14 protein-coding genes are annotated in these 15,511 nt (G+C 69.6%); 11 read left to right on the top strand and 3 right to left on the bottom strand.

All coding sequences use genetic code 11. The annotated features are described in order from the left end of the window. Positions 1-33 precede the first annotated feature (33 nt). From IFSED24_RS09130 to IFSED24_RS09110, 5 genes are read left to right on the top strand one after another with little or no spacing between them, the layout of a single operon-like run. Positions 34-1,071 (top strand): alcohol dehydrogenase catalytic domain-containing protein, encoded by a 1,038-nt coding sequence (locus tag IFSED24_RS09130; protein WP_491334912.1) that lies wholly within the window; start codon positions 34-36, stop codon positions 1,069-1,071. Continuing rightward, positions 1,068-1,808: a glycosyltransferase family 2 protein gene (locus tag IFSED24_RS09125; protein WP_491334911.1), complete on the top strand. Its 741-nt coding sequence runs from the start codon at positions 1,068-1,070 to the stop codon at positions 1,806-1,808. The genes IFSED24_RS09130 and IFSED24_RS09125 overlap by 4 nt, the downstream gene beginning before the upstream one ends. Positions 1,809-1,816: 8 nt before the next feature. Further along, on the top strand, positions 1,817-2,845 hold the full coding sequence (locus tag IFSED24_RS09120) for a glycosyltransferase family 9 protein (protein WP_491334910.1): 1,029 nt from the start codon (positions 1,817-1,819) through the stop codon (positions 2,843-2,845). A gap of 18 nt (positions 2,846-2,863) precedes the next feature. Continuing rightward, complete coding sequence (locus IFSED24_RS09115; RefSeq protein WP_491334909.1) at positions 2,864-3,949, top strand: OmpA family protein; 1,086 nt, start codon at positions 2,864-2,866, stop codon at positions 3,947-3,949. Continuing rightward, the gene (locus IFSED24_RS09110) at positions 3,949-4,515 is read left to right on the top strand and encodes a manganese efflux pump MntP (RefSeq protein WP_491334908.1); all 567 of its coding nucleotides are present in this window, start codon (positions 3,949-3,951) and stop codon (positions 4,513-4,515) included. Before IFSED24_RS09115 ends, IFSED24_RS09110 begins: the two co-directional genes overlap by 1 nt. Positions 4,516-4,588: 73 nt before the next feature. Here the strand turns inward: IFSED24_RS09110 and IFSED24_RS09105 are convergent, their stop codons facing one another. The 3 genes from IFSED24_RS09105 to IFSED24_RS09095 form a co-directional block, all read right to left on the bottom strand. After that, positions 4,589-6,817, bottom strand: coding sequence for a FlgD immunoglobulin-like domain containing protein (locus tag IFSED24_RS09105; RefSeq protein ID WP_491334907.1), 2,229 nt, complete (start codon positions 6,815-6,817; stop codon positions 4,589-4,591). 170 nt (positions 6,818-6,987) lie between these two features. Beyond that, positions 6,988-7,560, bottom strand: a complete 573-nt coding sequence (locus tag IFSED24_RS09100) for a hydrolase (protein ID WP_491334906.1) — start codon at positions 7,558-7,560, stop codon at positions 6,988-6,990. Between the two features lie 13 nt (positions 7,561-7,573). Beyond that, positions 7,574-8,800, bottom strand: coding sequence for a phospholipase D-like domain-containing protein (locus tag IFSED24_RS09095; RefSeq protein ID WP_491334905.1), 1,227 nt, complete (start codon positions 8,798-8,800; stop codon positions 7,574-7,576). A 136-nt stretch (positions 8,801-8,936) separates the two neighbouring features. Between IFSED24_RS09095 and IFSED24_RS09090 the strand changes: the two genes are divergently transcribed. From IFSED24_RS09090 to IFSED24_RS09065, 6 genes are all read left to right on the top strand, one after another. Continuing rightward, positions 8,937-9,695, top strand: a complete 759-nt coding sequence (locus tag IFSED24_RS09090; protein WP_491334904.1) for a YaaA family protein — start codon at positions 8,937-8,939, stop codon at positions 9,693-9,695. 167 nt (positions 9,696-9,862) lie between these two features. Then, positions 9,863-11,092 (top strand): AAA family ATPase, encoded by a 1,230-nt coding sequence (locus IFSED24_RS09085; protein WP_491334903.1) that lies wholly within the window; start codon positions 9,863-9,865, stop codon positions 11,090-11,092. 104 nt (positions 11,093-11,196) lie between these two features. Next, positions 11,197-12,234, top strand: coding sequence for a hypothetical protein (locus IFSED24_RS09080; protein WP_491334902.1), 1,038 nt, complete (start codon positions 11,197-11,199; stop codon positions 12,232-12,234). Positions 12,235-12,250: 16 nt separating this feature from the next. Next, positions 12,251-13,279: a hypothetical protein gene (locus tag IFSED24_RS09075; RefSeq protein WP_491334901.1), complete on the top strand. Its 1,029-nt coding sequence runs from the start codon at positions 12,251-12,253 to the stop codon at positions 13,277-13,279. Between the two features lie 15 nt (positions 13,280-13,294). Further along, the gene (locus IFSED24_RS09070; protein WP_491334900.1) at positions 13,295-14,320 is read left to right on the top strand and encodes a hypothetical protein; all 1,026 of its coding nucleotides are present in this window, start codon (positions 13,295-13,297) and stop codon (positions 14,318-14,320) included. Positions 14,321-14,337: 17 nt separating this feature from the next. After that, positions 14,338-15,360 (top strand): hypothetical protein, encoded by a 1,023-nt coding sequence (locus tag IFSED24_RS09065; protein ID WP_491334899.1) that lies wholly within the window; start codon positions 14,338-14,340, stop codon positions 15,358-15,360. Positions 15,361-15,511 lie beyond the last annotated feature (151 nt).

Raw genomic sequence — 15,511 nt, 5'->3', positions numbered from 1 at the left:
AGCGGGTATGTTAGCCCGCGAGAGGAGTGTGTCATGCGTCAGGTCGTCACCACCCGCCGCGGTGGTCCCGAGGTGCTCGCCGTCGAGGATGTACCGGCCGTCGAACCGGGGCCGGGTCAGGTACGGATCCGCACGGCGCTGGCCGGCGTGAACTTCGCCGACATCATGGTCCGGCTCGGCCTGTATCCGGATGGCCCTCCGCTGCCCGCGGTGCTGGGTTACGAGGTCAGCGGCCACATCGATGCGGTGGGCGAGGGCGTGCCCGTCGCGCGGATCGGCGAGGCGGTGGCCGCGCTCTGCCGCTTCGGCGGCTACAGCGAGCAGGTCTGCGTGCCCGCGTCCCAGGCGTTTCCGCTGCCCGAGAGCGTGAGCCTGGAGCAGGCGGCGGCGCTGCCGGTGAACTACCTCACGGCCTTCATCATGCTCCGGGTGCTGGCGCCCGTGCAGGCGGGGCAGCGCGTCCTGGTGCACTCGGCGGCGGGGGGCGTCGGCCAGGCGGCCTGCCAGCTCGTGCGTCTGGCCGGGGGCGAGGTCCTGGCCACCGCCTCGCCGGGCAAGCACGCTCTGCTGCACGAGCAGGGGTGCGGACTGGTTCTCGACAGCCGGCAGCGCCATTTCGCCCGCCAGGTGCGCGAGGCCTGCGACGGCCGTGGCTGCGACATCGCCCTCGAACCGCGTCACGGTCGCTGGATCATGGAGAGCTACCGCGCCCTGGCCAGCGGAGGGCGGCTGGTGCTGCACGGATTCGCCAGCGCGGCCGAGGGCGGCGGCGGGGTCGTGGGCGCGCTGCGGACCCTGGCCCAGGTGCCCTGGCTCACCCTCAACCCGCTCAAGCTGATGAACGACAACAAGGCCGTCGCCGGGGTCAACCTGGGACGACTCTGGGGCGAGGCCGACCGCCTGGAGGGCTGGACACGTCAACTCTTGACCCTGCTGGCAGCGGGCGAGGTGGCGCCCAGGCTCGACCGGATCTATCCCGCCGACGAGGCCGGAGCGGCGCACCTGCGGCTGCAGCAGCGGCAGAACGTGGGCAAGGTGCTGCTCGATTTCCGCGACGGGAGCCCCGCGTGAAGATCTCCGCCGCCATCATCACCCGGCAGGAAGCGCCGATCCTGGCAAGGTGCCTGGCCTCGCTCGACTTCTGCGACGAGGTACTGGTCCTCGATCAGCACAGCACGGACGACACCGCCGCCGTCTGCGCGCGCCACGGCGCCCGCCTCGAACAGACCGAATGGCTGGGCTTCGGCCGCACCAAGCAGAAGGCGGTGGATCTCTGCCGGAACCGCTGGGTCCTGAGCATCGATTCGGACGAGACCGTCACTCCCGAGCTGCGCGCGGCCATCCTGGCGCTACCCGACCAGCCCGAGCCGGCCGCCTACGCCATCAACCGGCTCAGCCGCTTCCTCGGCCGCTGGATCCGGCACTGCGGCTGGCACCCGGACCGGGTGGTGCGGCTGTTCGACCGCGAGCGCGCGCGGTTCGACGGCAAGCCCGTCCACGAATCGGTGATCGCCGAGGGCCCGGTCCAGCGCCTCGACGGACTGCTCCACCACGCGCCTTACGAGACCATGGAGCAGTACATCGCCAAGCTCGACCGCTACACCACCGAATCCGCCGCCGAGCTCTTCGCCGCCGGCCGCCGCGCCAGCCTGGCCGACGCGGCGATCCGCTCGCAGGCGGCGTTCTGGCGCATGTGGGTGCTGCAGGGCGGGATCCTGGACGGCTGGGTCGGCACGGTGCTCTGCCAGAGTTCGGCGTTCTATGTCCTGACCAAGTACGTCAAGCTCTGGCGGCTGGGTCGACCATGAAGGTCCTCGTGGCGCGCTGCGATCGGCTGGGCGACCTCGTCCTCTCGCTGCCGGCCTTGGCCTGGCTCGCCCAGGCGCGGCCCGACTGGGAGATCCATGCGCTGGTGGCGCCCGGCTCGGTGCCCCTGATCGAGCACGACCCCGCGGTCGCCGCGTTCTATACCTGGAACGGGCTCGACGATCAGCGTCTGCTCGCCAACCTGGTCGCCGAGCGCTACGATGCCGCGGTGCTGCTCCAGTACCAGGCGCCCCTGGCGCGCCTGCTCAGGCGGGCGGGCATCCCGCGCCGGTATGGCCCGTGGTCCAAGCCCTCGAGCTGGTGGTACCTGAACCGCGGCAGCTGGCAGCGGCGGTCGCGGCGGGTCAGGCACGAGAGCGAGTTCAACCTCGATCTCGTGAAGCGTCTCGCCGGGGCGGGGCCGCCCACCGGCACGGTCGATCCGACCCTGCATCTCGGCGAGGTCCAGCTCGAGATCGGGCGCTGGTTCCGGCGCGAGGAGGCTCCCGGTGCCGAGGTCGTGGCCTTCGTGCATCCCGGTTCGGGAGGGTCGGCCCTCGACTGGACACCTGCGAGCTACGCCGCCGTGGCCAACACCCTGGCCAGGCGCCCGGGCTGGCGGGTGTTCGTCACCGGCAGCCATCACGACCGGCTGGCGCTGGACCTGCTGGCGCCGCATCTCTCGCCCGAGGTGCCGGTCCTGGCCGAACGGTTCCCCTTGCGCGATTTTCTGGGAGTCCTCGCCGCCGGTGACCTGATGATCGCGCCGAGCACCGGCCCGCTCCACCTGGCGGCGGCGCTCCAGCTGGCGGCGGTGGGACTCTACCCGCCCGCGCCCACCATGAGCCCGGATCGCTGGGGGCCGCGCGGAGCCTGGGCCACGGTGCTGCTGCCGCCGGTGGATTGCCCGGCACGGCGGCATTGCCTGCTCGAACACTGTCTGTTGCACAATTGCCTGGACGGCATCATGCCCACCCAGGTGGTCGAGGCGAGCGTGGCGCTGGTCGCCCGCCGCCAGGATCGACGCTCTGAGATCTGAGCCGAGGAGAACCGAACCATGCTGCGTGCCTCACGAATCTGGGTGTCCTGCCTGCTCCTGATCCTCTGCTGGCTCACGCTGGCGCCCGCTCAGGAGACGGCCGGCGAACCGCCCGATCCCCTGGCCCAGGCCCGGCTCTATCGCGATCGGGCAAAGCAGCTGGACGCCAAGGGCAACCTGCCCGCGCTCTGGAACACCTACGACAAGGCGCTCAAGGATGCGGCCGGCGACACCCTCGACGACGCAGGCCTCGCCGCGCTCGAGCAGGACGGCCTGCGCCTGGTCAACCGCGCCGCGTTCCTGCGCGAGGTCAAGGACGCGCGGGGGCCGCTGGAGAACCTCCTGTCGCGTTACGACCGGGCGCTGCGCCAGATCGCCGTGCTCATGGACATGCCCTACGACCCCACGCTCAGCGGCGACGCGGCGGCCGAACGGCTGCTCGACCAGCTCGAGCGCGACCGGCTCCGGCGGCAGGTGGAGCTGGATAGCCTGCGCGTGGAGAACCGGCGTCTCCAAGAGCTGAGCGGCGGCCGGGTGGCGGCCCAGGACTCCATCATCACCACGCTGCGCGTCGAGCTGAGCGCGCTGCGCAAGTCGCTCTGGGAGACCGAGCTGCGGGCCGGGGTGGCCGAGGCCGATCGCTCGGCGGCCGAGTCGGCGCTCACCCGGCGGCAGGCGCGCGAGCAGGCGGTCCAGGAGATCGCTCAGGATCTGGGCGGCGCGGTGAGCAACGTGCTGCAGACCGGCGATGGAGCCGTGGTCCTGCAGGTCAGCGGCCTCGACTTCGCAGTGGGCAGCGCCAACCTGGCCGCGGGCCAGGCCGACCTCATGAACAAGCTGGCGGCGGCGGTGGGCCGCTTCCCCGGCGCGACCGTCGTGGTGGAGGGCCACACCGACGATACGGGCAGCCGCGCCGCCAACCAGCGTCTCTCGCTGCGCCGCGCCGCAACCGTGGCCGGCGGTCTCGAGCGCCGACTCGATCTGCCCGAGGGCACCATCACCACCGTGGGCCACGGCCCCGATCGCCCGGTGGCGCCCAACAGCACTCCGGAAGGCCGCGCGCTCAACCGGCGCATCGACATCGTGATCCGGCCGGTGAACTGATGCCCCTGCTGGAGGTCCTGCTCATCGCCCTCGGCCTGGCCATGGACGCCTTCGCCGTGTCGGTGGCCGCCGCCGCGGCGGGCTGGGCGAACTCCGCCCGCGCGCGGTTCCGCCTCTGGTTCCACTTCGGGCTCTTCCAGGCGCTGATGCCCGTGGTCGGCTGGCTGGCCGGGGTCCGCCTCGCCACCCTGCTCGCGGCCTGGGACCACTGGATCGCGTTCGGTCTGCTGATAGTGATCGGCGGCCGGATGGTCCGTTCGGGCCTGGCCGACGATGAGAAGCCGGCCGGGGCCGGCGCCGACCCCACGCGGGGGCGGCTGCTCATGGGGCTGGCCGTCGCCACGAGCATCGACGCCCTGGCGGTGGGCTTCAGCTTCGCCTGCCTCGAGCTGTCGGTCTGGCTGCCGGCGCTGATCATCGGCGTGGTGGCCTCGGTCCTGTCGCTGGCGGGCTGCCTGCTGGGAACGCGGATCGGCGAGCGGGCCGGCGGCAAGCTCGAGGTCCTGGGCGGGCTGGTCCTGATCCTGGTGGGAATGAAGATCCTGGTGGAGAGTTTGCTGGGCTGAACGGCGGGAGCAGTTCACGAGCAGAGGGCCCGGATCGTGGGATCCGGGCCCTCCTTGCGTGAGGTCGGAGGACCTAGCGCACCAGCGTGACGCTGCGGGTGGTCACCGCTTCCTCGGTGACCAGGCGCAGGTGGTAGACGCCGCTGGCCACGGGACGGCCGGCGGTGTCGCCGCCGTTCCAGACCAGCGAGCCGGCGCCGGCCGGGGCCGAGGCGTTCAACAGCGTGCGGACCAGGCGGCCGCGTGCGTCGAAGATCTCCAGGCGGACCTGGCCGGCCCGGGGCAGCATGTAGGCCACCTCGAGGCGCGGGTTGAACGGGTTGGGCGCCGCGGTCAGCAGCGGGCGGCCCGGCAGCTCGGCAGGTTCGACCTCGTCGCCGCCCTCGACCACCACCACCGCGGGGTTGCGGTAGATGTAGACGCCGGTCTCGCCGGCGGCCAGCACCACCAGACCGTCGGCGGCGTCCACGCCCATGCCGCGGTCGGCCGAGGGGTAGCTGCCCAGCAGGACCGGGGCCGCGGGATCGGTGATGTCCATCTGGCGCAGACCGTAGAAGTCGTCCGCCACGTAGACGTAGGGGCTGCCCACGCGCGAGCGGACCACGTCGCGAGCCTGGCTGGCGGTGGCCAGCGTGGCCAGGGTCACCAGGTCGGCGGGGTCGGAGATGTCGACCACGCGCAGGCCGGCCTGGCCGTCGGCCACCCAGGCGATCTGGTCGGTGATGTCCAGGGCGTTGAGGAAGCCCCAGCCGATCTCCTGGTCGAGGGTGACCATGTTGGCCGGGTCGGCGATGTCCACCGAGAGCATGCCGCCGCCGAAGCTGGCCACGAAGGCGATGTCGCCGACGGTCATGACGTCGAAGGTCATGGCGCCGAAGAAGGTCTCGCCCAGGTTGGCGGGGTTGGCCGGGTCGGTGATGTCGACGTAGAGCAGGCCGCCGAAGCCGTTGGCCAGGACGGCGCGGCCCGGGGTCAGGTCGATGCCCATGGTGCCGTTGGCGGTGTTGAACTCGGCGAGCAGCGCGGGGGCCGCGGGGTCGCTGACGTCCACGGTCAACAGGCCGGCGCCGGTGTTGTTGCTGTTGACCGGCAGGAGCAGACCGTCGGCCACGGCGAGGTCCTGGCAGTTGGGGTCGGTGGGCACGTAGCTGGTGAGCACCGGGGCGGTGGGGTCGGCGAGGTCGTAGATGCGGACGCCGCCGGCGAGGTCGGCCACGTAGAGGAAATCGCCGTCGAAGTGCAGCTTGGTGGAGAAGCCGCCGTTGGGCACGCTGGCCAGCGGTTCGAGCATGCTGGCGGTGAGCACGTGCAGGCCGCTGAAGCGGGCGCCGAGCAGCGCCTTGTCGCCCGCCACCGCGCAGCTCAGGCCGCTGGAGTAGTAGGCCTCGGCGAGCACCACCGGCGCGGCGGGATTGCTGACGTCGACGCGCGAGAGGCCGTGCAGGCCGGCGAGGTAGCAGTCGTCGCCGGTGAGCACGAGCTCGTAGCAGGTTTCGCCGGGGTCGTAGCCGCCCACGGGCGCGGGCACGCTGGGCAGCGAGATGTCGAGGATCTCCAGGCCGAAGTTGCCGCTGAAGTAGGCGAGGTCGCCGGCGAGGCGGACGTAGGTGCAGAAGCCGTCGGTGGGCCAGACCACCAGGTTGGTCGGATTCAAAAGATCGGAGACGTCGTAGAGACCCAGGCCGTCGTTGCCGAGGGCCACGGCGAGCAGGTCGCCCTGGATGGCGGTGCCGTTGGCCGAGCCCGGGGTGTCGAGGACGCCCATGGATACGGGGTTCGCGAGATCGCTGACGTCGATGGTGATGAAGCCGTTGGAGCCGAGGCCGCAGAAGGCGATGCCGTCGGCCACGGCAACCGACAGCATGTCGTAGCCGGAGAGCGAGCCGAGGAGCTGGGGCGCGGCGGGGTCGGCGTAGTCGAGGATGAAGAGGCCGGCGCCCTTGCGCAGCGGCAGGTAGACGATGGTGCCGTCGACCTGCATGTCCGACGGCTGGGCCGGCATCAGGTACTGGCTGACGAGCTGGGGCTCCATGCCGCTGAGGTCGAACGCCTCGAGCCAGGCGCCGTTCTGCCGTAGGGCCAGGTTCTCGCCCAGGGCGCGTACGGCCTTGGTGGTGCCGTCGGCCAGGTGGCAGAGGAGTTCGAGGTCGCCGTCGCGCTGACCGTCGGCCAGGGGGGTGGCGGGGGCCACGGCCCGGTCGCCGGCGGGAATGGGCTCGCCCGTGAGCTGGTCGATTGTGGCGAGGGCGGGTAGGGAGAGTGTTGTGGCAAGTAGGACAAGGACAGTCACAAGGCGTTTCATGGCGGCCTCCCGGAGGGGGTGTGCGAATTGGCCCGGCCATTGTACCTGAAAATTTTTATCAAAAAAAGGGTGATCATAAGCCAACTGTGCGGACACACCGCAAGCAGGGGTCCCTGATCGTGGCGACCGGCGGCCCAAGGGAGCCGCCGGTCGATTCGCGGAGGGGCGCCTCAGGCGTCCTTTAAAAGCGGGGCGATGGTCTTGAAGTCCGCGGTGTGCGCCTCGCGCAGGATCTCGAAGAGGATCATCTCCACGTTCATGATCTGGGCGCCGATGTGGCGCATGTGGTCGAGGCCGACCTCGCGCGCGGCGGCGTGGCGCGAGGTCACCGCGTCGGCGGCCACGGTCACCTGCTTGCCGCGGTCCATGAGGTCGCGGGCGGTCTGGTAGACGCAGACGTGGGCCTCGATGCCGCAGAGGATGATCTGATCGCGGTTCAGCGCGTCGATGGCCTTGCGGAACCCTTGATCGCCGTCGCAGGAGAAGGTGATCTTCTCCAGCGGCGTGATGCCGGTCATGAGGTCGCGCAGCTCGGGCATGGTCACGCCCAGGCCGCGCGAGTAGTGCTCGGTCAGGATCACCGGCAGCTCCAGCTCGCGGAAGGCGCGGATCAGGCGGCCGCTGTGCTTGAGCAGCGAGTCCTGGGCGAAAAGGAGGTCGCGGAAGCGCTCCTGGATGTCGATGACCACCAGCGCGGTGCGGTGCTTCTCGAGGCGGTCGGGAACGGCGTGGAAGGGGATCATGTCGGCTCCTGGGTTACTGGCGCCGTGGCGGCTCGTACTCGCCGCACGGGTCCACGGTCTCGGCGTAGGAACTGGTCCAGCTCTTCGTGAAGAAGGTGTCGGGCACGTCGCAGCAGCCGGCTCCGCGGAGGAAGAGGCTGACGTTGCGCGACTGGTGGAAGTAGTCGCGGGCGCCGTTGCTGGTGCCCAGCCAGAGCGCGCGGCCGTCGCAGGTCACGTACTTGGCGTGTTCCACGCGGGCGAACGGCACGTGGCCGCCGGTCCACTCGGGGATGTTGGTGAAGCGGACCTCGATCCGGGGCAGTACGGCGAGGCTCTGGATGTGCGGCAGCATGTAATGGCGTTTGGCCCAGTTGCTGAGGATGATCTGGACCTCGCAGCCGCGGGCCGCGGCGCGGCGCAGCGCGTTGTCCAGGTCGGGCCACCAGCCGCCGTCGCGGTCGCCGGGGTTGTAGCTGAGCATCTGCAGGCGGACGCGCTCGTGGGCGCTGTCGATCATGTCCACGAGCAGCGGCAGGTCCCAGGGGACGCCCGGGGGCAGGGCCTGGGGCGGGCTCGCGGCGAGGACGGCCTCGCAGGTCTGGCCGCCGGGGATGGCGAGCGTGCGGACCGGACACCACTCGGGTCCGCTCGAGACGTCCTCGCGCACCGGAGGCGGATCCTCGCCGCCGGCCAGGGCCCAATCGATGGCGAAGATGCGGGCGAGATCGCCGGCCAGGTCCTCGTCGGTGACCTCCACGCCCAGCTCGTGGATGTGTTCGAGGGCGCGCCAATCCCAGTTCTGGCTGCCCAGGAAGAAGGTCCGTCCGTCGACGATCATGCCCTTGGCGTGCAGGACCCCGCCCCAGGCCGTGCCGGCGTCGAGCAGGCGGGCCTCGACTCCCGGGGCGGCGGCGAAGCGGTCGTGGGTCTCGGGGTAGGTCTGGTAGAATTTCCGGTCGCTGAGGGCGCGCACGCGGACGCCGGCGCGGCCGCGCGCCTCCACCGCCGCCAGCACCGGCTGCAGCGGGCCCATGGCGTCGGGATTGGGCGAGAAGTAGAAGGTGAAGATGTCCAGCGTGCGCTCGGCGCTCTCCACCAGCTCGAGCCACATGCCGGCGGCGTCGGGGACGTCGGGCAGGTCAAGGCCGGTTTCCGTGGGCACGGTCTCCACGAAGACCAGGGTGCCGGGATCCCCGGCGGCACCGAGGGCGGGCAGGAGCAGGAGCGCGGACACGAGCAGGATGGCGGGACGGGACACGGGGCACCTCCTGGGTGAGCGCAGAAGGTAGCATCGATCGGGTGCGGGCCCAAGTGCCGGTCTTGCCGGTGGCGGGGCCCGAGGATATGGTGGTCGGGATCGGTCACGGGATGCGAAGCCGGCGGGAGCCCTCACCTTGAAGATCCTCCTGAACACCACCAAGACCATGGACCTGGAGAAGCCGGCGTCGAACGGGCTGAAGACCTCGCGTCCGCGCTTCCAGCGCGAGGCCCGGGCGCTGATGGACGACCTTCAGGATCTCGACCTGGCCGACCTGAGCCGGGTCATGGACCTCAGCGACGCCCTGGCCGCGGTCACCCGTGCCGACCTGGCGCTCTGGGGCCGCCGCGGACGTCCGCGGCGGCCGGCGCTCTTCGCGTTCACCGGCCTGGTCTTCAAGCACCTCGACGCGCGCTCGCTGTCACGGTCGGCCTGCCTCGACGCCCAGGACCGGCTGCGGATCCTCAGCGGCCTCTACGGCCTGCTCCGCCCGCTCGACGCCATCGAGGCCTACCGCCTGGAGATGGGCTGCCGGTTCCGCCCGACCGGCGCCGCCAACCTCACCGCGTTCTGGAAGGCCCGCCTCGCCGACGCCCTGAACCGGGACCTCGCCGACGGCGAACCGATCCTCGACCTCGCCAGCGGCGAGTACCTCAAGGCCCTCGACCGGAAGCGCCTCCGCGGCCCGGTGATCTCGCCGGTGTTCAAGCAGCGCCGCGACGACGGCTCGCTCAAGGTGGTCACCGTCCACGCCAAGCAGGCCCGCGGCCTCATGGCGCGCTACGTCCTGACCGAGGGCGTGCAGGACCCCGCCGGGCTGGGGGCCTTCGCCGCCGAGGGCTGGGAGGCGGCCACCGAGCCGCCGGCCGCCGGCGACTGGCTCTTCACCCGCTGAGCCGTGGCGACAGGCGTCGACCGGACTACATTGAGGTCATAGGTCGTCGGGTCGCCAGTCCGCCCGGCCGAGACTCCGCTCCTGCCCCAGCCAACCTGCCCGGGTCGCCGCCACCGCCCTCGACGTCCTCGTGACCACGCGCCCCCTGTCAAGCGAGGGAGACGGCCATGGAAGAGCTGCGTCCCCAGGAGACCAGTCGCGAACTGGCCCGCTTCGCCGGCGACATGAAGCGCCAGGTCGTCGGCCAGGACCGCGCGGTGGACCGCCTCACCGACAGCCTGAGCCGGGTCATCGCCGGCATCCAGGATCCCGAACGTCCGCTGTTGACCATGCTCTTCCTCGGCCCCACCGGCGTGGGCAAGACCGAGACCGTGCGCGCGCTGGCCGACCTCCTCTTCGGATCGCGCCGCGCGTTCACTCGGGTCAACTGCCAGGAATACGCGGCGCAATACAACCTGGCCAAGCTCCTGGGGTCGCCGCCGGGCTACGTGGGCGGCGAGGTCACTCCGCTGCTGGCCCAGGCGACCATCGACAAGCACCACGTCCTGGCCGACGAGCTCCAGCGCGGGCTGCTGGGCAACCCGGGCGGCAGGCTCGCGCGCGTCTTCCCGGCAGCCGAGGGCCGCTGCCTCTCGCTGATCCTCTTCGACGAGGTGGAGAAGGCCCATCCCAAGCTCTGGGACCTGCTGCTCGGGCTCCTGGAGGACGGCACGGTGATCCTGGGCAACAACGAGGAGACCGACTTCCGCCGCGCCATCGTGGTGCTCACCTCCAACGTGGGCAGCGAGGCCATGGGCGTGCACCTGGCGCGCGAGTCCATCGGCTTCGCCACGGTCCAGGCCATCGGTGATCGCGACCACGACGTGGAGCAGGCCGCGCTGCGTGCCGCGCGCAAGAAGTTCCCCTTCGAGTTCCTCAACCGCTTCGACGAGCTGATCACCTTCCGCCCGCTGCGCGAGCGCGATCTGGTGCGCATCCTCGACAACCTGGTGGGCCGCTTCCACCTGCGCTCGCTGCGCAGCACCGCGCCGTTCCTGCTCGAGCTGACGCCGGCGGCCAAGGGCTGGCTCATCGAGCGCGGCTTCGACGCGCGGTTCGGCGCCCGGCCGCTGCAGCGCCTGGTGGAGGCGGAGGTCGTCACGCCGCTGTCGCACTACCTGGTGGCCGGGCACATCGGCCGCGGCGACCTCATCCTGGTGGATGCCGATGCTGACGGATTGCGCTTCCTGCGCCGGCGGGCCGACCTGCCGGCGAGCGAGCCGCTCGCGACGGTGCGCCAGCCGGATGAGCCCCCGGCGGCCAGGGCGGCGGCCACGGGCGGGCGCGGGGAGCAGGAGGACATCACCGTGGAGGTCCAGCGGGTGAAGGCGCGGGGGCGGGAACTGGGGGATTCTTGATCCTGGACATCCAGAACGTGGTAGAATGATCGGGCTCCCATTCCGGGATCCGGGGCAGGGCCTGAGGGCCTGTCCAGCCGTCTCAAACCGCTGGGAGGTCCGCCATGCGTGCGACCATCCTCGTCCTGGTGGTTCTATTGATTCTCGCCACTGCCGGCCTCTCCGGCGCGTACGATCTCGGTGCAGCGCGGCCAGCCAAACCACCACGAGCGGCGCCGCCGCCGCCGGACCCGCTCCGGCTGCGGCAAGGCGGCGACACAATTTTCGACGCCGTGGAGATCGCGATCCCGACCAGCGACCTCAACGGCACGACCATTGGCTATTGGGACGATTACGACGAGGTCTGTCCGTACTTCGGCTCCATCTCGCCCGACGTCGTTTATACCTTCGTCGAGCCCGTTCCCATACGCATCGCCATCGACATGCTCGGTTCGAACTACGATACCAAGATCTACGTCTACGACGAGAACCTCTCACTCGTCGCCTGCAACGACGACTACTACGCCGACTACACCTCCAAGATCGAATCGCTGAACATCCAGGCCGGCGTGCAGTATTATCTGGTCATCGACGGCTACGGCGGAGATTCCGGAGACTACCTGCTGAACATCCACGAACTCACCTGGTGGATCCCCCAATGTCCCCCGGACGGCCAGCACGAGGACGAACCGGCGCTGGCCGTCGACTACGTCGACCTCTGGAACGGAGGCTGCGACACCGACTCCGCCACCCCGCCGTTCCAGGCCATCACCCGGCCGGTGTTCTGCGGCGTGTCGGGCTGGTATCGCGCCCAGGGCCTGGAGCGCCGCGACACGGACTGGTTCACCATCGAGATGCCGGCCACCGGCGTGCTGGAGATCGCGGCCTACGCCTGGTTCGCGATGTACATGTTCGAACTCGCCCCGCAGGACTGCGGCAGCGTCAACGTGGTGCAGGCGGTGACCTTCGGCCCGGGGATCTTCGCGGCCACCATGACCATCGCCGGTGCACCCGGCGAGACGGTGTGGTTCTGGGTGGGACCCACCACGTTCAGCGCGCCGCACGGACAGGATGTCTTCGAGTACGATTACCTGCTGGAGCTGAGCTTGCCCGTGGCGGTGGAGCCCCGGAGCTGGAACGGCGTGAAGGCGCTGTTCCATTGAGCAGGGGGTTGCGGAGATGAAGATTCTCGCTGTGGCCGTCCTCCTCCTGGCCTTGGCCGGAACGGCGGCGGCCTTCGACCTCGGCGGCCGGGCGCCGGCCAAGCCGCCGCGGACAGCGATCCCGCCGCCGCCCGACCCCGCGGTCCTGCGCCAGGGCGGCGACACCATCCTCGACGCGGTGCCGTTGCCCTTGCCGGCCTACGGTGTCACCGGCACCACGGTGGGCTACAACAACGATTACGACGAGGTCTGTCCCAACACCGGGTCCACCTCGCCGGATGTGGTCTACACCATCCTGCCGGACTCGGACCTGGTGTTGATCTACGATCTGCACGGCTCCGACTTCGACACCAAGATCTACGTCTATGACGACAACCTGGCCCTCATCGGTTGCAACGACGACTACTACCCGGATTACACCTCCCGGCTGGAGATCGCCGTTCTCGGCGGCCGGCAGTACTACATCGTCATCGACGGCTACGGTGGGGACGCCGGGAACTACGTGCTCAGCAACGTCTGCATACCGCCCGTACTGGAATGTCCCCCGGGGGGTGTGGCCGAGGGCGAGCCGCCGCTCGTGGACGGCTATGTCGACACCTGGAACGGCGGCTGCAACACCGACCCCGATAACCCCCCGCTACAGCCGCTCACCGTGCCGATCCTCTGCGGCGTCAGCGGCTGGTACTTCGACGATGGCGGCGGCGCGCGCCGCGACACCGACTGGTTCGCGCTGCAGATCCCCGAGGGTGGTGTCCTCGAGATCGTCGGCGACGCCCTGCTGCCGTCGTACATGTTCGAACTGGGCCCCCGGGATTGCGACGACGTCGGCGTGCTGCAGACCGTGGCCATGGGGCCGTTCAGCGAGGGTACCCTGACGGTGACCGGCCCCGACGAGTCCACGGTATGGCTCTGGGTCGGTCCGCAGACCTACACGCCCCCCGGTGGCCTTTGGGTACTGGAGTACGACTACGTGCTGGTCACCAACCTCCTGCCCACCGCCACCGTGGACCTGAACTGGAGCAGCGTGAAGGCGCTGTTCCGCTGACCGGAGGTCGTGGCCATGAGATATCTCAGTCTGCTCGTCTTCCTGCTGATCATGATCGGCACGGCGACGGCCTTCGATCTCGGCGATCGGAAGCCGGCGAAGCCGGCGCGGACGACGACCCCGCCGCCGCCCGTCCCCGCGGTCCTGCGCCAGGGCGGCGACACAATCCTCGATGCGGTGCTCGTGGAGATCAACCAGCCCGACCTGTCCGGCACCACCGTGGGCTACAACAACGACTACGACGAGGTCTGCCCCTACAGCGGTTCCACCTCGCCGGACGTGGTCTACACCTTCGTCCCCGCGTACGACACGTCCGTCGACATCGATCTGTACGGCTCGGCCTACGACACCAAGGTCTACCTCTACGACGTCGACCTGAACCTGATCGATTGCAACGATGACTTCTATCCGGACTACACCTCGAAGATCGAGCAGGTCCCCGTGGTCGCCGGCATGTCCTATTACGTCATCATCGACGGTTACGGCGGCGAGGCGGGAGATTACCAGCTCGTGATCACCAACTGGCCCGGCGTCATCGTGATCGAATGTCCTCCGGGGGGCGTCGCCGAGGGCGAGCCCCCGCTGGTCGACGGCTACCTCGATGCGTGGAACGGCGGCTGCAACAGCCCCGAATTCGGCAACCCCTTCCAGCCCATCACCGAGCCCGTTTTCTGCGGCGTGAGCGGCTGGTACATCAACGGCGATGGTGGCCAGAGCCGGGACACCGACTGGTTCGAGATCACGATCCCCGAGGGCGGCGTGCTCGAGGTGGCCGGTGAGGCCGAATGCGCCACCTACCTGTTCGAGCTCGGGCCCCGGGACTGCGGTCAGGTCGGCGTGATCCAGAGCGCCGAGATCAGCCCTGGCACGATCGGCGAGCTGTCCATCACCGGGACGGCCGGCGCCGTGATCTGGTTCTGGGCCGGCCCCACGGTCTTCGACGGCGATGGCGAGTACGACTACGTACTGGAACTGAACATCGAGGGACCCACGGCGGTGCGGAGCCTTAGCTGGACCGGTGTGAAGGCGCTGTTCCATTGAACTGGAGGATGCGTGCCATGCGTTCCTGGATCCTGATCCTGGCGCTACTCATGCTGGCGATATCCGCTGCCGCCATCGACCTCGGTCCACGGGCGCCGGCGAAGCCCGAGCGGAAGACGACCCCGCCGCCGCCAGATTCCGCGGTCCTGCGCCAGGGCGGCGACACCATCCTGGATGCGGTCGAAATCCTGATTTGTGATGTGATCATCGAGGGCACCACCGCGGGGTACGTGAACGACTACGACGAGGTCTGCCCCTATGCCGGGTCCACCTCGCCGGATGTCGTCTACACGTTCCTCGCCCCGCTGGACTGCGACCTCCTGGTCGACATGTACGGTTCGGATTACGACACCAAGATCTACCTCTATGACCAGGACCTGAACCTGATCGCCTGCAACGACGACTTCCACGACGACTACACCTCGCTGCTCGCCGACGTTCCGATCATCGGCGGCATCCGCTACTACCTGGTCATCGACGGCTACGGCGGAGCATTCGGGAATTATACCGGCTGGGTGACCGCGTTCTCGAATCCCCACGTGGACTGTCCCGCGGGGGCCGAGCTCGAGAACGAGCCGCCGCTCGTGGACGGCTACATCGACAGCTGGAACGGCGGCTGCAACAGCCCCGAGTCCGGCAATCCCTTCCAGCCCATCACCGGCCCCGCGTTCTGCGGCAAGGCCGGGTACTACCTGGATCCCGTGGGCGCCTCGTTCCGGGACACCGACTGGTTCACGATCACCGTCCCCGCCGGGGGCGTTCTCGAGGTCACCGGGGATGCCGAGGAAGGCTCGTACATGTTCGAGCTGGGGCCGCAGGATTGCGGTTCCGTCGGGGTCCTGCAACTCGTCGCATTCGGTCCCTACAATGAGGCCACGATGAGCATCTCGGGTCCTCCCGGCGCCACGGTATGGTTGTGGGTCGGTCCGCAGACCTTCTGGCAGGGCCTGACATACGAGTACGACTACGTGCTCTTGCTGAACATCGCCACCTCGGTGGAAAGGCGCAGCTGGACCGCCGTCAAGGCGTTGTTCCACTGATCGCGACGTGCCTGGTTGCATTCCAGGATATCCATCGCCGGTGCCAGAATTCTCTTGGCTCTCGCCGGCTCAGGACCATTAATGGGCTCGATGTGCAGGCCCGGCCGCAGGCGGCCGTCTCCCCACCATTTACGACGACATACGGGTTCTT

It is taken from the genome of Candidatus Latescibacter sp. IFSED24 (genome assembly GCF_058273205.1).
Note: the sequence above shows the minus strand (reverse complement) of the source record. Positions and strands in the feature narration are given on the sequence as shown.